The sequence below is a fragment of the Lysinibacillus composti genome, from assembly GCF_016908465.1.
GTDB lineage: Bacteria > Bacillota > Bacilli > Bacillales_A > Planococcaceae > Ureibacillus > Ureibacillus composti_A.
The window spans coordinates 1-21,012 of record NZ_JAFBDY010000031.1; the positions used below are offsets into that span (position 1 = coordinate 1).

The 21,012-nt window shown below is 35.8% G+C and carries 17 protein-coding genes, 1 rRNA gene, 1 other RNA gene, 1 riboswitch and 1 other annotated feature; of the genes, 15 read left to right on the forward strand and 4 right to left on the reverse strand.

The features are described 5' to 3' along the window. The 4 genes from rrf to asnB all read left to right on the forward strand — a co-directional run. A 5S ribosomal RNA gene (rrf, locus tag JOD29_RS18480) occupies positions 1-91 on the forward strand; the annotation flags it as partial. 581 nt (positions 92-672) lie between these two features. Continuing rightward, the gene (gene guaB, locus JOD29_RS18485; RefSeq protein WP_124766847.1) at positions 673-2,139 is read left to right on the forward strand and encodes an IMP dehydrogenase; all 1,467 of its coding nucleotides are present in this window, start codon (positions 673-675) and stop codon (positions 2,137-2,139) included. Positions 2,140-2,375: 236 nt separating this feature from the next. After that, positions 2,376-3,671: a D-alanyl-D-alanine carboxypeptidase family protein gene (locus JOD29_RS18490; RefSeq protein WP_192894266.1), complete on the forward strand. Its 1,296-nt coding sequence runs from the start codon at positions 2,376-2,378 to the stop codon at positions 3,669-3,671. A 283-nt stretch (positions 3,672-3,954) separates the two neighbouring features. Further along, positions 3,955-5,790 carry an asparagine synthase (glutamine-hydrolyzing) gene (asnB, locus tag JOD29_RS18495; protein WP_124766849.1) on the forward strand — a complete coding sequence of 612 codons (1,836 nt, stop codon included), beginning with the start codon at positions 3,955-3,957 and terminating at the stop codon, positions 5,788-5,790. 24 nt (positions 5,791-5,814) lie between these two features. Here asnB and pdxR read toward each other — a convergent pair whose 3' ends face one another. Then, positions 5,815-7,233 carry a MocR-like pyridoxine biosynthesis transcription factor PdxR gene (gene pdxR, locus JOD29_RS18500; protein ID WP_192894265.1) on the reverse strand — a complete coding sequence of 473 codons (1,419 nt, stop codon included), beginning with the start codon at positions 7,231-7,233 and terminating at the stop codon, positions 5,815-5,817. A gap of 107 nt (positions 7,234-7,340) precedes the next feature. On the opposite strand from pdxR, the gene pdxS reads away from it, so the two are divergent. The 3 genes from pdxS (at position 7,341) to serS (ending at position 10,472) form a co-directional block, all read left to right on the forward strand. Further along, positions 7,341-8,225 (forward strand): pyridoxal 5'-phosphate synthase lyase subunit PdxS, encoded by an 885-nt coding sequence (gene pdxS / locus JOD29_RS18505; RefSeq protein ID WP_124766845.1) that lies wholly within the window; start codon positions 7,341-7,343, stop codon positions 8,223-8,225. Between the two features lies 1 nt (position 8,226). After that, on the forward strand, positions 8,227-8,832 hold the full coding sequence (gene pdxT / locus JOD29_RS18510; protein WP_124766844.1) for a pyridoxal 5'-phosphate synthase glutaminase subunit PdxT: 606 nt from the start codon (positions 8,227-8,229) through the stop codon (positions 8,830-8,832). A 25-nt stretch (positions 8,833-8,857) separates the two neighbouring features. Further along, positions 8,858-9,075: a binding site (T-box leader), on the forward strand. Between the two features lie 116 nt (positions 9,076-9,191). Then, complete coding sequence (serS, locus tag JOD29_RS18515; protein ID WP_124766843.1) at positions 9,192-10,472, forward strand: serine--tRNA ligase; 1,281 nt, start codon at positions 9,192-9,194, stop codon at positions 10,470-10,472. A 285-nt stretch (positions 10,473-10,757) separates the two neighbouring features. Here serS and JOD29_RS18520 read toward each other — a convergent pair whose 3' ends face one another. Further along, positions 10,758-12,071, reverse strand: a complete 1,314-nt coding sequence (locus JOD29_RS18520; RefSeq protein WP_124766842.1) for a short-chain fatty acid transporter — start codon at positions 12,069-12,071, stop codon at positions 10,758-10,760. Between the two features lie 305 nt (positions 12,072-12,376). Between JOD29_RS18520 and JOD29_RS18525 the strand changes: the two genes are divergently transcribed. The 3 genes from JOD29_RS18525 (at position 12,377) to JOD29_RS18535 (ending at position 15,019) form a co-directional block, all read left to right on the forward strand. Further along, complete coding sequence (locus JOD29_RS18525; protein WP_124766841.1) at positions 12,377-13,087, forward strand: CoA transferase subunit A; 711 nt, start codon at positions 12,377-12,379, stop codon at positions 13,085-13,087. Positions 13,088-13,089: 2 nt separating this feature from the next. After that, positions 13,090-13,740 carry a CoA transferase subunit B gene (locus tag JOD29_RS18530; RefSeq protein ID WP_124766840.1) on the forward strand — a complete coding sequence of 217 codons (651 nt, stop codon included), beginning with the start codon at positions 13,090-13,092 and terminating at the stop codon, positions 13,738-13,740. Between the two features lie 121 nt (positions 13,741-13,861). Beyond that, positions 13,862-15,019 (forward strand): aminotransferase A, encoded by a 1,158-nt coding sequence (locus JOD29_RS18535; RefSeq protein ID WP_124766839.1) that lies wholly within the window; start codon positions 13,862-13,864, stop codon positions 15,017-15,019. A gap of 89 nt (positions 15,020-15,108) precedes the next feature. Here JOD29_RS18535 and tadA read toward each other — a convergent pair whose 3' ends face one another. After that, a complete protein-coding gene (gene tadA / locus JOD29_RS18540) occupies positions 15,109-15,588 on the reverse strand; it encodes a tRNA adenosine(34) deaminase TadA (protein ID WP_239585807.1) in 480 nt (159 codons plus the stop codon). A 267-nt stretch (positions 15,589-15,855) separates the two neighbouring features. Between tadA and JOD29_RS18545 the strand changes: the two genes are divergently transcribed. From JOD29_RS18545 to JOD29_RS18555, 3 genes are all read left to right on the forward strand, one after another. Then, positions 15,856-16,497, forward strand: a complete 642-nt coding sequence (locus tag JOD29_RS18545; protein WP_124766837.1) for a deoxynucleoside kinase — start codon at positions 15,856-15,858, stop codon at positions 16,495-16,497. Further along, on the forward strand, positions 16,494-17,162 hold the full coding sequence (locus JOD29_RS18550; RefSeq protein ID WP_124766836.1) for a deoxynucleoside kinase: 669 nt from the start codon (positions 16,494-16,496) through the stop codon (positions 17,160-17,162). The genes JOD29_RS18545 and JOD29_RS18550 overlap by 4 nt, the downstream gene beginning before the upstream one ends. A gap of 245 nt (positions 17,163-17,407) precedes the next feature. Beyond that, positions 17,408-17,971 carry an LOG family protein gene (locus JOD29_RS18555; protein ID WP_124766835.1) on the forward strand — a complete coding sequence of 188 codons (564 nt, stop codon included), beginning with the start codon at positions 17,408-17,410 and terminating at the stop codon, positions 17,969-17,971. Positions 17,972-18,101: 130 nt separating this feature from the next. Here the strand turns inward: JOD29_RS18555 and JOD29_RS18560 are convergent, their stop codons facing one another. Then, positions 18,102-18,482 (reverse strand): sodium:proton antiporter, encoded by a 381-nt coding sequence (locus JOD29_RS18560; RefSeq protein ID WP_124766834.1) that lies wholly within the window; start codon positions 18,480-18,482, stop codon positions 18,102-18,104. Positions 18,483-18,943: 461 nt separating this feature from the next. After that, positions 18,944-19,096, forward strand: a riboswitch (cyclic di-AMP (ydaO/yuaA leader). 128 nt (positions 19,097-19,224) lie between these two features. On the opposite strand from JOD29_RS18560, the gene JOD29_RS18565 reads away from it, so the two are divergent. Together JOD29_RS18565 and ffs are read left to right on the forward strand one after the other, a co-directional pair. Beyond that, positions 19,225-20,481 carry a cation:dicarboxylate symporter family transporter gene (locus tag JOD29_RS18565; RefSeq protein WP_124766833.1) on the forward strand — a complete coding sequence of 419 codons (1,257 nt, stop codon included), beginning with the start codon at positions 19,225-19,227 and terminating at the stop codon, positions 20,479-20,481. 252 nt (positions 20,482-20,733) lie between these two features. Further along, an RNA gene (gene ffs, locus JOD29_RS18570) (signal recognition particle sRNA large type) lies at positions 20,734-21,000 on the forward strand. The last annotated feature ends 12 nt before the right edge of the window (positions 21,001-21,012 follow it).

Sequence of the window (21,012 nt, forward strand, 5' to 3'; positions counted from 1 at the left end):
CACCCGTTCCCATACCGAACACGGAAGTTAAGCTCTTTAGCGCCGATGGTAGTTGGGGGTTTCCCCCTGTGAGAGTAGGACGTCGCTACGCAATTCAAATAAAAGTCTAAGCTTATGCTTAGACTTTTTATTTTTTACTTGGGAAATTTATGAAAATAAAGAAACTATAAGTATATGTTTGTAAAATACACAATAAAGTAAGATTAGTTAAAAGAATTAAGAAAGAAAACCCTCTTCTAATAGTGGAAGTATATACATATTTAGATAGATACAAAAAATATATTAAAATAGATAATAAAGGGAACTATATATAAGTAATTTATGATCTATTCCATAAGACTTTAAATAATTTAGTGTATTATATGTTGATTATTTTTCTGAGTAAATGGGAGTATATATTTAAATAACCATTAATTTTCACATAATGAATTGTAAAAAAATTGATAGAATCTATAGAAATATTGAAGTTGATAAATTCACTAAATACTTTAGAAATTATTTTTTATTCAGTATTATTATGGGTTGTTAGGTATAAAACATAGTAGTAACCATTAATAAATTTGGCTATTTAAATAGTCGGAATAGTTTTTCTTTTTGTAGGATTCTTGACACTCAGAAAACATGTTGTAAACTTACTATTAATATTCATTTACGACTAGGAGGCATTTAGAAATGTGGGATACGAAATTTGCCAAAGAAGGCTTAACGTTTGATGATGTATTATTGGTACCAGCGCATTCAGAAGTTTTACCAAAAACTGTGGACTTATCAGTTCAATTAACGCCGAAAATTAAGTTAAATATTCCTGTTATTAGTGCGGGTATGGATACAGTAACTGAATCAAAAATGGCAATTGCAATAGCTCGTCAAGGTGGTATAGGTATTATTCACAAAAATATGAGCATCGAAGAGCAAGCCGAAGAAGTTGAAAAAGTTAAGCGTTCAGAAAATGGTGTAATAACGAATCCATTCTTCTTAACACCTGAACATCAAGTATTTGATGCTGAACATTTAATGGGGAAATATCGCATTTCTGGTGTTCCAATTGTAAATAACGAGGAAGATCAAACTTTAGTAGGTATTATTACAAACCGAGACTTACGTTTTATTTCAGATTATTCTTTAAAAATTGAAGATGTTATGACAAAAGAAGCGTTAATTACTGCTCCAGTAGGAACGACATTAGAAGAAGCAGAAAAAATCCTTCAACAATATAAAATTGAAAAGCTTCCAATCGTTGATGAGGAAGGTAAGTTAACTGGCTTAATTACAATTAAAGATATCGAAAAAGTAATTGAATTCCCTAATGCTGCAAAAGATAGTATTGGACGTTTAGTTGTTGGTGCTGCAGTTGGAGTATCAAATGACACAATGCCACGAGTAGAAAAATTAGTTAATGCACAAGTTGATATTATTGTTATTGATACAGCACATGGTCATTCTCAAGGGGTTATTGATACTGTAAGAAAAATTCGTGAGACATATCCTGATTTAGAAATCATTGCAGGAAATGTTGCAACTGGTGAAGCAACTCGTGCCCTTTATGAAGCAGGAGCAGATGTTGTTAAAGTAGGTATTGGACCTGGTTCTATTTGTACAACACGCGTTGTTGCTGGTGTTGGTGTACCTCAAATTACTGCGATTTACGATTGTGCAACAGTTGCTCGTGAACTTGGTAAGTCAATCATTGCAGACGGTGGAATTAAGTATTCAGGAGATATCGTAAAAGCCCTTGCAGCTGGAGGACATGTTGTAATGCTTGGCTCATTACTTGCTGGTACGACTGAATCACCTGGTGAAACAGAGATCTTCCAAGGACGTCGTTTTAAAGTTTATCGTGGAATGGGATCACTAGGAGCAATGGAGCAAGGTTCAAAAGACCGTTACTTCCAAGAAGGTGCTAAGAAACTTGTTCCGGAAGGTATTGAAGGACGTCTTCCATATAAGGGGCCTCTTTCAGATACAATAGATCAACTAGTTGGTGGTATTCGTGCAGGTATGGGTTACTGCGGTGCTCCTAACTTAGAATATTTACGTGAAAAATCACAGTTTGTACGTATGACTGGTGCTGGATTACGTGAATCACATCCACACGATGTACAAATTACAAAAGAAGCACCAAACTACTCAATACAATAATTTATAGAAAATAGAGCTAAATCTTTAGCGCTATATACACTTATTAAATTGAACTGTTTATTGCAACCTTTACACTCTTTTAACGTTGACGTTAAAAGAGTGTTTTTTATTCCATTCCTGTCACAATTCTTATAGTATCTATGTTAAAATTGCGAAGGATAATATAAATATTAAATAAATGTTGGAGGTATTTCATAGTGAAAACAGTAAGGAAAACATCATTGTTAAGCATCATTATGATTCCGATCCTGTTACTTAGCATGTTTGTTTCAACACCTGTAAAAACAAGTGCAGAAACAAGTTTAGGTTTAACAGTTGGAGCGGCAATCTTAATCGATGCAGATTCAGGGAAAATTTTATACGAACAAAATGCAGATAAGTCTTTAGGAATTGCAAGTATGACAAAAATGATGACTGAATACATCCTATTAGATGCAATTAACGAAGGCAAAATTTCTTGGGATCAAGAATATCGTGTTAATGAGTATACATATAAGATGTCTCAAGACAGAGCTTTAAGTAATGTACCACTGCGTGCAGATGGTACTTATACAATTCGAGAATTGTATGAAGCAATGGCAATTTACTCTGCTAATGCAGCAACTGTTGCAATTGCAGAAACAATTGCAGGTACAGAAACTGAATTTCTTAAGTTAATGAATAAAAAAGCTGAAGAACTTGGTCTTGAAGGATATAAATTTGTAAACGCATCAGGTTTAAATAACGCAGATTTATTTGGTATGCACCCTCAAGGGACTGGCCCGCAGGACGAAAACGTAATGCCAGCACGTTCAGTTGCTAAGCTTGCATATCATTTATTAAAAGACCACCCAGAGGTATTAGATACATCAAGTATTGCTAAAAAGACGTTCCGTGAAGGCACAGATGATGAAATTGAAATGGAAAACTGGAACTTCATGTTACCAGGATTAGTGTATGAGTATGAAGGTGTAGACGGCTTAAAAACAGGTACAACAAATTTGGCTGGTTATTGCTTTACTGGTACTGCCGAACGTAACGGTACGCGTTTAATAGCAGTAGTAATGAACGCTGTGGATTCAAAAGGTGCAGGATCTTATAAAGCACGTTTTGATCAAACGGCTAAATTATTTGATTATGGTTTTGGACAGTTTTCTAAGCAAGAAATTGTCCCTGCAAATTATGTATTTAAAGGGAAAGAAACAATTGCGGTAACAAAAGGTAAAGAAGATGAAGTTGAAATTGCAGTGAAAGAGCCAATTTCAGTTGTAATTAACACAAATGAAAAAGATTTGTATAAGCCTAAATTAGTATTAGAAAAAGAAACACTTGAAGCCGATGTAAAAAAGGGTACTGTCGTTGGTAAAGTCGTTCTAGAACGAACAGAAGGAAAAGATTTGGGCTTTATTGATGGTAAGGAGTATTCTACTGATGTTGTAACAACTCAAACGGTTGAGCGCGCAGGATGGCTCTCACTATTTTTCCAAGGAGTAGGAAACTTCTTTGGTAATGTATGGGGTGGTATTACAGGATTTGTTGGCGGCTTATTTTAATAGATAAACATTATGTATATGGCTAGTCAATATAAAGCAAATGTATAATTGACGTAACTATGTTAGAAGGAAAACAGTGTCTCAGACAGTTGAGACACTGTTTTTTCACGCTTATATTGCTTATTTGCCTACTTTATGGAATCTAAAATTTATACGGTTCTAATCTTACAATAATGTGTTAAAAGTATAACCGATAACTATTGTCACAACCTTTTTTTAATTGGACAACATAAATTTAGCCTACTTTTTTCATAATCTACAAGAGTGAAAGGGCGTGAAAAAAGTGTGCGGCATAACTGGATGGATTGATTATACACAATCAATTAAACACAAGGAACAGATTCTTACAAATATGAGGGAAACACTAAGTAAGAGAGGGCCAGATGATGGGAATAATTATTGCAGCGCACATGCTTTACTGGGGCATCGTCGACTAGCAGTAATTGATTTAATTGGTGGAAAACAGCCAATGTCAAAAACCCATCAAGATAAACAATATGTAATGGTATATAATGGTGAACTTTATAATACTGAGGAACTTCGACAAGAGCTATTAAAAAGAGGCTATACTTTTACAACAACATCTGATACAGAAGTTTTATTAACTTCCTTTATTGAGTGGAAAGAACAATGTGTGGATTACTTAAATGGTATCTATGCTTTTGCTATTTGGGATGAGCAAGAAGAAGAAGTGTATTTATTCCGTGATCGACTTGGAGTTAAACCTTTATTCTTTACAATACACAATAATTCGTTATTATTTGCTTCCGAAATAAAAGCACTATTGGCACATCCTGAAATAAAGCCACAAATTGATCGCAAAGGGTTGGCAGCCCTATTAAGTATTGGGCCATCAAGAGTACCAGGCGACGGTATATTAAAAGGGATTGAAGAGGTAGAGCCAGGATGTGCGTTAAAGTTCTCAAGAAATGGATTGAAAAAATGGCGATATTGGAATGTTAAGAGTCAAACACATGAACATTCACTTGAAGAGACAATTGAACAAGTTAGATTTTTTATTACAGACGCAATTGAAAGACAACTTGTCTCAGATGTGCCACTATGTACATTTTTATCTGGTGGTGTAGATTCTAGCGTCATTACAGCGATAGCGGCAAACACATATAACCAAGAGGGACGTACGTTGCATACGTACTCTATAGATTTTGAGGGAAATGATCAATTCTTTAAGAAAAATGACTTTCAAGTATCACAAGACACATTTTGGATTAAAAAAATGAGTGATACTTTCAAAACAAATCATCATGATATTATCATCACGCAACAAGAACTAATTGATTATTTAGAGGAAGCTATGACAATAAGGGACCTACCTGGAATGGTGGATATTGATAGTTCCTTATTAGTTGCCTGTCGTATCATTAAACAGGATTTTACGGTTGCTTTATCAGGTGAATGTGCAGATGAAATATTCGGTGGTTATCCTTGGTTCCAAAAGGATTATGATTCTTTCCCTTGGATTCGCTCTATTAACGAAAGAGAAGGGTTTTTACGTAAAGAATGGAAAGACCGTCTTCAATTGAAAGATTATATGCAAAGTGTGTTTGAAGGGGAATTAAAACAATCTCCACAACTTGATGGTGAGAGTGGAAAAGAAGCAAAGCAAAGACAGCTATTTTATTTAAATATGCGATACTTTATGCAAAATTTATTAGAACGAAAAGACAGAATGAGTATGGGTGGAAGTCTTGAAGTTCGTGTTCCATTTGCGGATCATCGTCTCGTAGAATACCTTTGGAATATTCCTTGGGAAATGAAAAATATGGGAAATATGGAGAAGGGGTTAATGAGGAAAGCAGTTGAAGGGCTTTTACCTGAAGAGGTTTTATACCGAAAAAAGAATCCATATCCTAAGACATATCACCCTTTATATACAGAAGGTGTGAAGGAAAAACTAAAGGGGCTAGTGCAAAGGAAGGAATCTATTTTAAATGAATTATTTGATAAAACTCAATTGCACCAACTGATTGAATCTGGAGGAGAGTCTTTTAAGGTTCCTTGGTACGGGCAACTCATGACAGGTCCACAGCTATTAGCTTATTTCATTCAATTTGATCGTTGGTTCGAACTATGTAACATTGAATTAATTGATCAATAAAGGAAAACCGCTTAAAAGCATATGCTATTTAAGCGGTTTCTCCTTTTTGGGGGCAATACCCCAACAATTCATTAATTTCCGAATGGATGATTCTATTTGTTCTAAAGGAATACCACCAAAGCCAAGTAAAAATGTTGGATTTTTGTAATCAATTGCTTTAATCAAATAATCCTTAACTGGGTAAATTCCAATTCCGTCTTTTGCTGCTAATTCTTTTAGTTCTTCTTCACTTTTTGATAAAGGAACTGAAATAAGAATATGCATCCCTGCATGATCCCCTGTCACAGTTACTTGAGAATAAAAGGTAGTTAAAGTAGTAGTTAACCTATCATGTTTTTTTCGATAAATTTTCCGCATACGATTTAGATGTTTAGCAAAATGTCCATCTTTCATAAAGTTAGCTAGTATATGTTGGTCAAACCGAGGGACCGTCGCAGAATAGTAGCTAAATAGTTCCTTGTATTTTGACAAAAGTGTAGTGGGTAAGACTAAATATGCTACACGTAAGGAAGGCATTAAAGACTTTGTAAAAGTACTCAAATAAATAACCTTATTATTTTTATCTAAGCCTTGGAGTGCTGGGATTGGTTTTCCGATATATCGAAATTCACTATCATAATCGTCTTCGATAATATAGCGGTTTTCAGCTTTTGATGCCCATTTTAATAATTGGGTCCTTCTTGTTGCAGAAAGTACAGCACCAGTAGGGAATTGATGTGATGGTGTAATATAGACAATATTGGCATCAGTACGCTTTAGCTCATCAACAATCAAACCTTCCTCATCGACTGAAATAGGAACTGCCCTATTTTGCAATTGAATTCGTGGGATTGCTGAATAACCTGGATTTTCAAGTGCAAAACTTGAATCGCTTTCAAGTAAGCGTAGAATCATTGGAAGCAAATGTTCAGTACCCGAACCAATAACGATCTGTTCAGGGCTGCAGATCATGCCTCGAGATTGGTAAAGATATTTTGCAATTTCAGTTCGTAATGCGTATTCTCCTTGGGGTTCCCCAATTTGCAAGAACTCATTATGCGTTCCGTCATATAAATCCTTTGCATACTTTCTCCAAGTGGTAAAAGGGAAGAATTCTGAATCAATTTTCCCAGGATGAAAGTCGGTTTCAAATCTGCCTTTTTCCCGATATAACATAGGCTGTTTTGGCTGTTCTATTTGAATATAAGGCAGTTCATCAATTTCCTCAACAAAATACCCAATCCGTGGTTTAGAAACAATATATCCTTCTGCAAGCAATTGTGCATATGCAATTTCGACTGTTGTTTGACTTATATTTAAAAATTCCGCCAATTTTCTTTTAGAGGGTAATTTTGTTCCAAGTTCAATTTGTTTACCAATAATGGCGTTTTTAATTCCTATATAAAGTTGTTCATACAAAGGTTTTTCTGTATCTTTATTTAGTTCAAATATGAGCATGTCCATTTGTATCACCCTTAACTGACCTTAATAAATTTTATGTAATTGACTCTTTTTGTATGGTCAATTTTCATTATACTAGAAATTAATACAAGTGGGGAGGTAATTTTTGGATGATACAATTAGGAACTGAAAGAGTAAAACGTGGGATGGCTGAAATGCAAAAAGGGGGCGTCATTATGGACGTCATCAATGCAGAGCAAGCTAAAATTGCAGAGGCAGCAGGGGCTGTGGCTGTTATGGCCTTAGAACGGGTACCATCTGATATTCGTAAAGCAGGTGGAGTCGCTCGTATGGCCGACCCTCGTATCGTAGAAGAGGTATTGAATGCAGTAACAATTCCAGTAATGGCAAAGGCCCGTATTGGACATATCGTAGAAGCACGTGTACTAGAATCAATGGGTGTTGATTATATAGATGAAAGTGAAGTATTAACACCTGCAGATGAGGAATTTCATTTACTAAAGAGTGATTATACAGTCCCATTTGTTTGTGGCTGCCGAGACTTAGGAGAGGCTGCTCGTCGTATTGGAGAAGGAGCTTCAATGCTACGAACAAAAGGTGAACCAGGAACAGGTAACATTGTTGAAGCAGTTCGCCATATACGTAAAGTAAATGCCCAAGTACGTCGTGTGGTGGGAATGAGTACGGACGAACTAATGACAGAAGCCAAAAATCTAGGCGCACCATTTGAATTATTATTAGAAATTAAAAAACTAGGCCGTTTACCTGTTGTAAATTTTGCTGCAGGTGGTGTGGCTACTCCAGCTGATGCAGCATTAATGATGGAGCTTGGAGCAGATGGAGTTTTCGTAGGATCGGGTATATTTAAATCTGAAAACCCAGAAAAATTTGCTCGAGCAATTGTAGAAGCAACAACACATTACAAAGACTATAAGTTAATAGCTGAAATCTCAAAGGAACTTGGAACACCAATGAAAGGGATAGAAATTTCGTCATTAGCTGCTAGTGAGCGTATGCAGGAGCGTGGTTGGTAGAATGGTTAAGATAGGTGTTCTAGCATTACAAGGTGCAGTAAGGGAACATTTTCAGCAACTTAATATGCTCGGTTGTGATGCTGTAGCTGTAAAGACAGTTGAAGATTTAAAGGGCATTCATGGTCTCATTTTACCTGGTGGTGAAAGTACAACAATGCGGAAGCTTTTAGACCGATATTGTTTACTAGAACCAATTCAAATGTTAGAAAAACAAGGATTGCCGATGTTTGGTACCTGCGCAGGTCTCATTTTGTTAGCCAAAGAGGTTGTAGGATATGATGAACCACATTTAGGCGTTATGGATGTTTTAGTAGAAAGAAATTCATTTGGCCGACAAATAGATAGTTTCGAGGTGAAATTACCAATTCCTGAAATTGGCGGTGATATCCCAGCTGTCTTTATACGAGCACCACATATAGTTAAAGTTGGCGAGAATGTAGAAGTATTAGCGTTACATGAAGATCGCATAGTACTAGCAAGAGACCGCCATCTTTTGGGATGTTCATTCCATCCAGAGTTGACAGAGGATGTTCGCATTCTTCAATACTTTGTTAATATGGTTCACGAGTCTACAAAGACTTCACTTGCAAAATTACATACCATATAGTAAAGTATGGGTAAATTTCAAAATTGTTAAATCGATGATGGGAAGTAGTAACAAGCACGTTTATTTAAGAGAGTTAGCGGTTGGTGGAAGCTAATATAGACACTTGTGAATCCGTCCTTGAGTAGCCAAGTTGAAGGTTTAGTAAGCTTTGGCCGGTTGAAAAGCCGTTACTGTATAAGTGGATTAGATTTATTTTTGGTCTAATCAATTAGGGTGGCAACGCGGGTAGCTCTCGTCCCTTCTATGGGGATGGGGGCTTTTTTTATGCTCTTCATTCATTAGCACAGATATTTGAATGAGCTGTGATAAAAAAGGTTATTATTTTCTAAGTCGATAAACTTACTATTGGAGGAATGAACATGTTAGATATTAGACGTGTACGTGATAACTTTGAAGAAGTGAAAAAAATCCTTCTTACACGAAATGAAGATTTAGGGAACTTAGATGAGTTTGAAGAATTAGATTCAAAGCGTCGGGAGTTAATTGCAAAAACGGAAATATTAAAGGCAGAGAGAAATAAAGTATCTGAACAAATTTCAATCATGAAACGTAATAAAGAAAATGCGGACGAGACTATTGCACGTATGCGCGAAGTTGGAGAAGAAATTAAACAACTTGATCATGCGTTACGTGAAGTGGAAGAAAAATTTGAATACATGATGATGCGTTTGCCAAATATCCCGCATGAATCGGTTCCAGTAGGGGAAACAGAAGATGATAATGTAGAAGTTCTTAAATGGGGAGAGCTACCAACATTCGATTTTGAAGCAAAACCACACTGGGATTTAGCAACAGACTTACAAATTGTTGATTTTGAACGTGCGGCAAAAGTAACAGGAAGTCGTTTTGTGTTCTACCGTGGATTAGGGGCACGCCTCGAACGTGCTTTAATGAGCTTTATGATGGATCTACATGCAGAAGAACATGGCTATGAAGAAATGCTACCTCCTGTGATTGTAAACCGTGATAGCTTAACTGGTACAGGCCAATTACCGAAATTTGAAGAAGATGTATTTAAATTGGTTGATACAGATTACTTTATGATTCCAACAGCTGAGGTTCCTGTAACAAACTTCTTCCGTGACGAAATTGTAGATGGCGATATTTTACCAAAAGGATTTGCAGCTTATAGTGCATGTTTCCGTTCTGAAGCAGGTTCAGCTGGCCGTGATACACGAGGTCTTATTCGCCAACACCAATTTAATAAAGTTGAACTAGTTCGTTTTGTAAAACCAGAAGAATCTTACAATGAATTAGAAAAACTTACAGGTCACGCTGAAAAGGTACTTCAACTTTTAGGCTTACCGTACCGTAAACTATTAATGTGTACGGCAGATCTTGGTTTCACAGCAGCCAAAAAATACGACTTAGAAGTATGGATGCCAACACAAGATATGTATCGCGAAATTTCTTCTTGTTCAAACTTTGAAGATTTCCAAGCTCGTCGTGCAAATATTCGTTTCCGTCGCGAAGCAGGGGCAAAACCAGAATATGTACATACATTAAATGGTTCAGGTCTTGCAATTGGGCGTACGGTAGCAGCGATTTTAGAAAATTACCAACAAGCAGATGGAAGTGTAATTATTCCAGAGGTTCTTCGTCCATATATGGGCGGTAAGGAAGTTATTGCTCCGAAGTAAATAGTGAAAATTAAAGTCATGAGATTACTCGTGACTTTTTATTTATTATTAGGCAAACATTTATATGTCCTTCTATACTTTTTCATACTTTGCGCGGTTTATAATAATAGATGTACTTACTAAATTACTTATTAATACTTTATCTACACTAATTTTTGCTAATACAAGGTAGAAGGAGAAATATAAAAAGAACACCTTTAAGTAGCCCTAGGCAGTCTTAAAGGTGTTTCTTTCTAGTGGGGGTATGCCTTATCATCATATGCATGGAATGGTAAATGAGTTGGGTTAAAAGAACAGGAATCCAATACTAATAATGACACCTGTAAAAATAAGAACGAATAAACAGAATCCCATAATATCTTTTGCTTTTAATCCTGCAATTGCAAGCGCTGGTAATGCCCAGAATGGTTGGATCATATTCGTCCAAGCATCCCCCCATGCAATAGCCATAGCTGTTTTTGCGTAGTCAGCGCCCATTTGTTGAGCAGCTTCTAACATAATAGGTGCCTGCACAGCCCATTGCCCTCCACCAGAAGGGACAAAGAAGTTTACAAGACCAGCAGAGTAAAAAGTAAATAAATAAAATGTGAATTCATTTGAAATGCTAATAAACCATATGGAGAATACTCCGGCTAAACCGGAAGCTGTCATCATTCCCATGATTCCGGCATAGAACGGAAACTGGAATACGATCCCTGTCGTCGTCTTAATTGCGTTCCCTGCAGCTGCTAGGAAACGCTGCGGTGTCCCGTGTAGTATAATTCCAAGGATTACAAAAATACTATTCACAATATTTAAATCTAGGGAAAACCCTTTTGTTACAAAATGATAAACTAAATATGAAACGCCTATAAGTCCAATTAATGCTGTTAGAACGTAGCTTCTTTCTGAACGAGAAGCAAATGTATTTTCTGCAGGAGGGAAATTTGGTTCCTCTTCTATTAATAAATTAGGATCCACTTCAACTACATCTTCTTCTTTTGGCATCATCCACCGATTAAAGAACGGTAAAGTTAAGCCGATGACAATTACGATAAATAAGTTATACGGAGTAAAGATTGTTTCAGAAGTTGGAACAACCCCCATTAATTCCGCAAACGGATGACCTTCTGTCGCAACAGATAGTGGAATGGACCCTGCTAAACCACCGTGCCAAACGATAAACCCAGAGTATGCACTAGCAATTAAGAGTCTGTAGTCAACTCTCTTTACATGACGTGCAATTTCTTTTGCAAATAAAGCCCCAATAACTAACCCAAAACCCCAGTTAATCCAACAAGCAATTAAAGAGATAAATGTAACAATAATAATGGCCATACTTGGAGTCTTAATTTTGCTAGCAATCGATGATAAAACCTTTTTGAATATCGGACTATTTGCTAAAACATGTCCTGCAGCTAGTACAATGACCATTTGCATTGTAAATGAAAGTAATCCCCAGAAACCATCTCCCCAATACACAACCATATCCAAAGGCGATGAGGGTGTTAGAACTATTCCAAGAAATAACACTAATACAGTCAATATTGCTACAAAGATGTAAGGGTCCGGTAGATATCTTTCCATAATGGTATTTGATATCTTCGTTAAAAACTTCACTGTATTACACTCCTTTCATAATTTTAAAGCACACTTCAAATTACGAATTTTTTGTGAAAAATATGATTAATTAAGAATATGTTTTACACAATCGAAACCCAATTTGTTTAGGTGGTTTAGGTACTAAAAGTTAGTGGTAAATAAATTACAAAGCTGTGGATAACTACAGTAAATAATATTTAGTAGATTTTATGAATATATAATTAAAGACTATAAATTTATAAAGTTATTAACATGTGGATAACCTCGTTACTTGAAACAAGGTAAGGGTTGTGGATAACTAATTAGTTGTAGGGGGCTTAGAAATGAAGGGGAAAGTTTGGGATTCTATCGACGAAGCTGTAAAAGATATTCAAGATGGACAAACGATTGTTGTCGGTGGATTTGGATTATGTGGTATACCTGAGAAAAGTATTGAGGCACTAAAAAAACAAGGTACAAAAAATTTAACGATTGTGAGCAATAACTGTGGTGTAGATGATTGGGGTCTGGGTTTGCTTCTTGCAAATAAACAAATAAAAAAAATGGTTGCCTCCTATGTAGGTGAAAATAAAATATTTGAGCAGCAATTTTTAAGCGGAGAGCTTGAAGTAGAACTAACGCCCCAAGGAACCCTAGCGGAGCGCATTCGAGCAGGTGGAGCAGGAATTCCCGCCTTTTATACTGCAACTGGTGTTGGGACTCCGATAGCAGAGGGAAAGGAAACTCGCCTTTTTAATGGAAAAGAGTACTTAATGGAAGAAGCTATAGTTGGTGATTTTGCCCTTGTAAAAGCATGGAAAGCTGATAAACTCGGAAATCTCATTTTTAGAAAAACATCCCGTAATTTTAACCCATTGGCGGCAGCAGCAGGAAAGATTACTATCGCCGAGGTTGAGGAAATCGTTGAAGTGGGTGAATTAAATCCTGATGAAATTCATACTCCTGGCGTTTATGTACAACGAGTTGTATTAGGTCAAAATTATGAGAAAAGAATTGAACGTTTAACTCTACAACGTGCTGGGGAGGGGGTCTAAGAATGGCAAATGCAAGACAACAAATTGTTAGGCGTGCTGTAAAAGAAATTAAGGATGGTATGAATGTTAACTTAGGGATTGGTATGCCGACTTTAGTAGCAAATGAAATTCCATCTGATATTAATGTGTTATTGCAATCTGAAAATGGCTTGCTAGGAATAGGTCCTTATCCAACAGAAGTCGAAGTAGATGCGGATTTAATTAATGCTGGGAAAGAAACTGTAACAGTTGTTCCAGGTGCTTCGTTTTTTGATAGCGCGGAATCTTTTGCAATGATTCGGGGAGGCCATATTGATTTAGCTATTTTAGGTGGTATGGAAGTATCAGAAACAGGGGATTTAGCAAACTGGATGATTCCAGGTAAGATGGTGAAAGGAATGGGTGGAGCAATGGATCTCGTAGTCGGTGCAAAACGAGTCATTGTAATTATGGAACATGTCTCAAAACACGGGGAACATAAGGTTAAAAAGACATGCTCTCTTCCACTTACGGGGAGAGGCGTAGTACATCGCCTAATTACTGATTTAGCGGTATTTGACTTTACAGAACAAGGCATGGTGCTTATTGAAACAGCTCCAGGTGTAACCATAGATGAAGTAAGAGAGAAAACAGAAGCCTCTTTTGCTGTATCTTCAGCATATATTGAATGTTAAAATAGGTGCTCTCTACAAGAGGGCACCTTAACTAATTACAAATTTTATAGATAGGATTATAATTAATATAAATTTTATCTATAAAGTAAATTATTTTACTTTGTATAAAGGAGACAACACTGTGGAGCACTTACTTTACAAAAACTTAAGTAAACAACAAATTTCCGGAATCCGGAAATTTACAAATATGTTAGTGGATTACCCTGATGCAATAAATCTAACGATTGGGCAACCAGACTTTCCAACACCAAATCACGTAAAGGAAAGTGCAAAACAAGCAATTGACCATAATCATACATCCTACACAGCGAATGCGGGCTTACTCGAATTGCGAAATGCTATTTCAAAATTTTACGAGGAAAAATATAATCTGCTTTACAACCCTCAAGATGAAATTGTTGTCACACATGGTGCATCAGGCGCTATTACAGCTGTATTACGAACAATCTTAGATGAGGGAACTGAAGTAATCGTGCCAGCTCCAGCTTATCCTGGCTATGTTCCAATTATTGAAATCTTTGGTGGTGTACCAGTCTATGTAGATACAATTTCAACGGATTTCGTCTTAACTGCTGAATTAATTGAGAAACATCTAACAGAAAAAACTAGAGCCATCATGCTTTGTTCACCTGCTAATCCAGTAGGAACAATTATTGAAGGCGATGAACTTGAAAAAATTGCAAAACTTCTAAAAGACAAAGAAATTTTTGTTATTTCAGATGAAATATATAGTGAACTTATATTTGATAAAACACATCAATCGATTGCCTCATATGAAGGAATGCGTGATAAAACAATCGTAGTCAATGGTGTCTCAAAGTCACATTCAATGACTGGATGGAGAATTGGTTTTACTTTAGCCCCAGCCTATATTTCTAAAGAAATCACAAAAGTGATTGCATATTTCTTAAGTTGTGAATCAAGTATAAGTCAATATGCAGCAATTGAAGCTTTATCAGTAGGTAAAGATGATCCAATTGAAATGAGAGACGAGTATAAAGCGAGACGGGATTTTGTATATAAACGTTTAGTAGATATGAACATTGATGTAGTAAAACCACAAGGTGCATTTTATATTTTCCCTTCAATTAAACGTACGAATATGAAGTCGTTTGATTTTTGCGTGGACCTATTAAAAGAACAAGGGGTCGCAACCGTTCCGGGGAGTGCTTTTTCAGATTATGGAGAAGGGTATATTCGAATCTCTTTTGCCAAATCAATGAAGGACTTAGAAGAAGCTATGAATAGATTAGAAAAGTATATGGAAAAGTTTAAATAAGTTACGTCTTTCATAAAAAAGTCGAATTCCAATTGTTTAGGGAATTCGACTTTATCTATTTTAGAGAAGCATAAAGTTCTACAACTAAATCACAAATCTCCTTGTAACAGTTGTTTTCGTTTCTTTTCCTCTTTTTTACGTTCACGTATGGCTCTAAAAAAATCAGTTAATAATTGTCCACATTCCTCTGCTAATATGCCTTCTGTTACATCACATTCATGATTGAAACGGGGATCATTTAACAAACGATATAATGAATCGACACACCCTGCTTTTATATCTCGAGCTCCGTAAACAACTCTAGGTACCCTTGACTGTAAAATGGCACCGGAACACATTGGACAGGGTTCCAGTGATACGTAAAGGGTTGTTTCTTCAAGTCTCCAGCTTCCTAACACCTCACATGCTTGTTGAATGGCCATTAATTCTGCATGTGTTACTGCATTTTGCGAAGTTTCTCGTAAATTGTGCGCACGTGCAATAATTTCTTCTTTATAGACAATGACTGCCCCAATGGGTACTTCCCCTAGAAAGGCGGCTTTTTTCGCTTCAATTAATGCTTCTTGCATAAAGTGTTGGTCTTTATTTAAAATTGCCACGTCGATCTCTCCTTGGTTGATAGTGTAACATGGGACTCATTAAAATACATTTAATGTTCCTAAGGTGAAAACAATAAAAGATTTAGTCATTCTATTTTAAAAGAAGTTAGATTAGTAATATTTGTTTGCCTATATATAAATTGCCTTAATCAGTTAAACTCTAGCTGTGTTTTTCAATTACTACCTATGTTAAAATGAAAAATACTGACGAATTTAGACTTGAAGGAGGGACTTCTCATGCCTGTACCATTCATTACAGTAGAGGGTCCGATTGGTGTTGGAAAAACATCCTTATCGAAAGCGATATCCGACACATTTGGTTATAACTTACTTAAAGAAATAGTTGATGAAAATCCATTCCTTGGGAAGTTTTATGAAAACATAGAAGAGTGGAGTTTCCAAACGGAGATGTTCTTCCTTTGTAATCGATATAAACAATTAACCGATGTGAAAAATCAAATTGTAAACACAGGTTCTCCAGTTGTTGCAGATTATCATATATTTAAAAATTTAATTTTTGCAAAGCGAACGTTACATCCCGTTGAATATGAAAAATATGAGGCGATTTATTCCATTCTAACAGCTGATATGCCACGCCCAAATATGATTATTTATTTACATGCTAGTTTAGAGAATTTAATGAATCGAATCGCAATGCGTGGGCGCGAATTTGAAAAAATGATTACTAGAGACTACATGAATCAATTAGCAGAAGATTATCATGAGTTTATTCAGTATTTTAAAAAGAAACACCCTGAGATACCAATTATCGAGCTTAATGGCGATGAGATTGATTTTGTGAAAAAACCAGAGGATTTACAATTTGTATTAAATTTAGTAGATAAGAAGCTACAACAAAGGAGTTTACATCAAGAATGAATCTAAGAGAAAAATATCATATTCCAACCAATACGGTTATTACAATTGCAGGTACGGTAGGTGTAGGGAAATCAACTATGACAAAGGCACTGTCTGATGCGTTAAATTTCCGTACATCATATGAAAAGGTGGACACAAACCCTTATTTAGATAAGTTTTACGATGACTTTGAAAAATGGAGTTTCCACTTACAAGTGTACTTTTTGGCAGAGCGCTTTAAGGAACAAAAGCGTATTTTTGAATATGGTGGTGGGTTCATTCAAGACCGCTCAATCTATGAAGATACAGGAATATTTGCAAAGATGCATTTCGATAAAGGAACAATGAATCCCACTGATTATGAAACATATACAAATTTATTCGATGCAATGGTTATGACACCCTACTTCCCCCATCCAGATTTACTGATTTATTTAGAAGGTTCAATAGATAATGTGATTAGTCGAATCGCAGAACGTGGACGTACAATGGAACAACAAACGCCAAAAGAGTATTGGGTTGAGATGCATAATCGTTATGAGGAATGGATTAACAACTTTAATTCTTGTCCTGTGCTACGTTTAAATATTAATGATTATGACTTGGTAAAAAACCCGGAACAAATAGAAGTAATTATTGAGCGTATTGCCTATATGCTAAAGCAAACAAGCCATCTTCGAAAATAAAGGTTGAATTTATAACTAAGAAATAATAAATACAATTCGTATATTCAAGTGATCTGCATCGAAGTACAAACCATAGAAAATAAGTTACTAAAATTAAAAGAGCTATAAAGTTTAATGGTGAAGTGCTAGTCCCAAAAGGCTCCTTTAATATTCTTATTTCATTTTGCGATAATTTAGCGAGAAAATAACATTTGCTTAATATTTAGGCAATATAATAAAAAGAAAAAGAATGGGGTGGTGACAAAATGCGCGTAGCTGTTTATTGTGGATCAGCCCTAGGAAAGTCTAGTGTTTATGCTGAAAAGGCAAGAGAGCTTGGGACGACCATAGCTAATGAGGGAATTGGCTTAGTATATGGTGGTTCTAACTATGGATTAATGGGAATTGTGGCTGATGCAGCCCTTGAAGCAAATGGCGAGGTTGTAGGTGTAATGCCAACACATTTGCAAACAAAGGAACGAGTACACACAGCTTTAACGGAAATTCATATTGTTGATACGATGCATGTTCGCAAAGCAAAGATGGTGGATTTAGCCGATGCATTTATAGCACTGCCTGGGGGTTGTGGCACATTGGATGAATACTTTGAAGTATTTACTTGGTCGCAAATTGGATTACATGATAAACCTGTCATTTTATATAATATTAATGGATTTTATGACGCACTTATTCAACATTTTAATAAAATGATAGAAGAAGGATTTATACGGGAAGAGCAGCGTCGAATTTTACAAGTCGCGACATCCGTAGAGGATATCCTTACAATCTTAACCCCTCCCGACGAACTCTTAATTAAAAAAGGTAGCTAATATAGAACCCCTAGATAGTATAATCTACTGTTTAGGGGTTTTTTATTAAGAAGGCGGGAATCCTAAAGTAAATGGTTTAAGATTTATTGAAAAATATGGTAGTTACACTTGTTAAAATTGTATACTCCTCTTAAAAAATAAATAGAGCAACCAAAAAGGGAATAGACATAATGAGTAAAACGCCGAAACTCCAAAGTATTTGTTTACCTGTAGACATATTTTTAGGCCTAATGCTGAAGGAATTATACAAATCGTTTATTGCCTGTTCTTCCTTTTGGTAAAGCATCTTTTGAAATTGGTCATAGTCCTCTATATAAGAATAAGGTGAAGGATGGCCAAAACGAATTGCTCGAATATCGTCAGTAACATCTTGATGATTCTGTAAGTAAATTAAAGTAGGAGCAAGGCCTCCTGAAGACTTAGCAATGACATCAATTTCGAAAGTTTTCATCTTTATTACTGTTTTACCCTCTTCATCAATCGTTTCCCTTAATAACCGATTCAATGCCATAAACCTGTTCCTCCCCAATAAATTTTAACAATCCCTAATGTTGAAGAAGACCTTTTAAGCATTATAACCAGTTTGATTTCCTTTTACCCTCTAATATGAAATAGGCGAAGTGCGTAAGCGAATCTGTAAGGGAAATAAAAAATGATAAAATTTTTTATTTCTAACAATACTATCACTATATTATCTAAAAAATGTAAATATTTATAATTTTAAAGATATTCTGAAATAATCTTATAAATTGGTGAAATTAAAAAAAGTGGGGATACTTAATTCATAAGTAAATACACTAAAGTGTATTGGATAATAAAGAAAGAATTAAGCGGGGCCAAAGCGGGCATATTTAGACAGAGTCTCATACTCATTATTAAAAACCTGTAAATGTATTACGTGCAGGTTGTCTTTAAACTGTCGTAAATTACCGATTTACTTTTATACTATAATAATGATATTATTTACATAGAGATTTATTGTCGCTTAATCTTTTTTAAGAGCGGGGGACCCAAATTTTTATTACGGATATTTTTCCGTTATAGGTGAATTCTTTAAATGAAAGGGCTTTCGTTTCCGAAGTCCTAACCTGAAAGCTAACCTCGTAAGCGTTTACAGGAAACGGTATGAAGGGATTTAATTATTCGATAGTACAAGCTGTTTTTTTGTGGGATTAAATCAATTCATTCATATACTTGTTTCCCTTACCAAAGTATATTTCGCATTAAAAATCATCAAGAAGGTGGGGTAATTAATGAAGTTTAAATTAAGTTTAGCAACTCAAATTATTATTGGGCTTATTTTGGGTATTGCCGTAGGTGGTATTTTTTATGGTAGTGAAACGCTACAAGGTATTTTACAACCATTCGGTGATCTTTTCCTACGATTAATTAAATTAATTGTTGTACCAATTGTACTTTCTAGTATCGTTGTTGCAATTGCTGGTGTTGGTGATTTAAAATCAGTTGGTAAATTGGGTGGAAAATCCTTAACTTATTTTATCGGTATGACATTAGTTGCAATTGCAATAGGACTTATTTCTGCGAATTTATTCCAGCCTGGAGCAGGAATAAATATGGAAAATTTAGCTCAAAGTGATATTTCTAGTTATGTTGATACTTCAGAACAGCAAGAAGGGAAAACTATTGCAGAAACCCTTTTACACATAGTTCCGACTAATCCATTCAATGCAATGGTAGAAGGGGATATGTTAGCAATCATTTTCTTCGCGGTTGTTCTTGGCCTTGGTATTGCTGCTATTGGAGAAAGAGGTAAGACGGCTTTAAGTTTCTTTGAAGGCATTTCACATGCAATGTTCTACGTAACTAACCTATTTATGAAGTATGCTCCTATTGGTGTTTTTGCTTTAATCGGTGTAACGATTTCTAAATATGGTTTCACATCACTAATTCCATTAGCAAAATTAGCAGTAACTGTATATGGAACAATGATATTCTTCGTTATTGTTGTTTTAGGAATTGTGGCAAAAATTATTGGCTACAGTATCTTTAAATTAATTAAAGTAATTAAAGAAGAGTTAATTTTAGCGTTCTCTACTTCAAGTTCAGAAACTGTACTTCCAAGAATTATGGACAAGATGGAAAAGGTAGGGGCACCAAAACATATTTCAACATTCGTAATTCCAACTGGTTATTCATTTAATTTAGATGGTTCAGTTTTATACCAAGCGATTGCAGCACTATTCGTTGCTCAAATGTATGGTATACACTTAAGTATCGGTCAACAAATTATGTTAATGTTAGTGTTAATGGTAACTTCGAAAGGTATGGCAGGTGTGCCAGGAGTATCCTTTGTTGTCTTATTAGCTACATTCGGGACAATGGGCTTACCAGCAGAAGGTCTAATGTTTATCATTGGAATTGACCGTATTCTAGATATGGGTCGTACAGTAGTTAACGTAGTAGGTAACTCTATAGCGGCACTTGTTATTGCAAAATGGGAAGGTCAATTAAACCTTAATACTGAAGTTGAAAACACTCAAAAAGCTTAAAAATAGATATATTATCAAAAGACTTTCGACGCCATGTTGAAAGTCTTTTTTTGTATTATAGTGCTAAATCCTTTTCTAATAACAGGGACACTCTTCAATATAAGTTAATTGTGAAAATTTTCAGGAAATGAATAGTTCCTGCTGATAAATTGAGGTGAAAGGTATAAGAAATATGCCCTTTTTTCATCTTTTTCCTAACTACCACATATAAACATTGCATTTTTAGTATGAAATGAAGTATACTAATTTATGCCGTGCTAGGTGGGGAGGTAGCGGTGCCCTGTAACTCGCAATCCGCTCTAGCGAGACTGAAGTCCTTTACTGAGGCTGTACGCATGTAGGGTCTGCCTCTTGCACGTAGTGTTGACGGTTGGGTCCTGCGCAATGGGTACCCATGAACCATGTCAGGTCCGGAAGGAAGCAGCATTAAGTGGTATCACCCATGTGCCGCGGGGTAGCCTAACCCGAGCTGGCGACAAGAGTAACGCTTATGTGCGGCAGTCGAAGGAAGGTGCACGGCATTAACGTGCT

Coding starts and splice junctions, on each gene's coding strand:
- guaB (WP_124766847.1), top strand. CDS start 673: ATGTGGGATACGAAATTTGCCAAAGAAGGCTTAACGTTTGATGATGTA.
- JOD29_RS18490 (WP_192894266.1), top strand. CDS start 2,376: ATGATTCCGATCCTGTTACTTAGCATGTTTGTTTCAACACCTGTAAAA.
- pdxR (WP_192894265.1), bottom strand. CDS start 7,233: ATGGACATGCTCATATTTGAACTAAATAAAGATACAGAAAAACCTTTG.
- pdxS (WP_124766845.1), top strand. CDS start 7,341: ATGATACAATTAGGAACTGAAAGAGTAAAACGTGGGATGGCTGAAATG.
- pdxT (WP_124766844.1), top strand. CDS start 8,227: ATGGTTAAGATAGGTGTTCTAGCATTACAAGGTGCAGTAAGGGAACAT.
- serS (WP_124766843.1), top strand. CDS start 9,192: ATGTTAGATATTAGACGTGTACGTGATAACTTTGAAGAAGTGAAAAAA.
- JOD29_RS18525 (WP_124766841.1), top strand. CDS start 12,377: ATGAAGGGGAAAGTTTGGGATTCTATCGACGAAGCTGTAAAAGATATT.
- JOD29_RS18530 (WP_124766840.1), top strand. CDS start 13,090: ATGGCAAATGCAAGACAACAAATTGTTAGGCGTGCTGTAAAAGAAATT.
- tadA (WP_239585807.1), bottom strand. CDS start 15,588: ATGCAAGAAGCATTAATTGAAGCGAAAAAAGCCGCCTTTCTAGGGGAA.
- JOD29_RS18545 (WP_124766837.1), top strand. CDS start 15,856: ATGCCTGTACCATTCATTACAGTAGAGGGTCCGATTGGTGTTGGAAAA.
- JOD29_RS18550 (WP_124766836.1), top strand. CDS start 16,494: ATGAATCTAAGAGAAAAATATCATATTCCAACCAATACGGTTATTACA.
- JOD29_RS18555 (WP_124766835.1), top strand. CDS start 17,408: ATGCGCGTAGCTGTTTATTGTGGATCAGCCCTAGGAAAGTCTAGTGTT.
- JOD29_RS18560 (WP_124766834.1), bottom strand. CDS start 18,482: ATGGCATTGAATCGGTTATTAAGGGAAACGATTGATGAAGAGGGTAAA.
- JOD29_RS18565 (WP_124766833.1), top strand. CDS start 19,225: ATGAAGTTTAAATTAAGTTTAGCAACTCAAATTATTATTGGGCTTATT.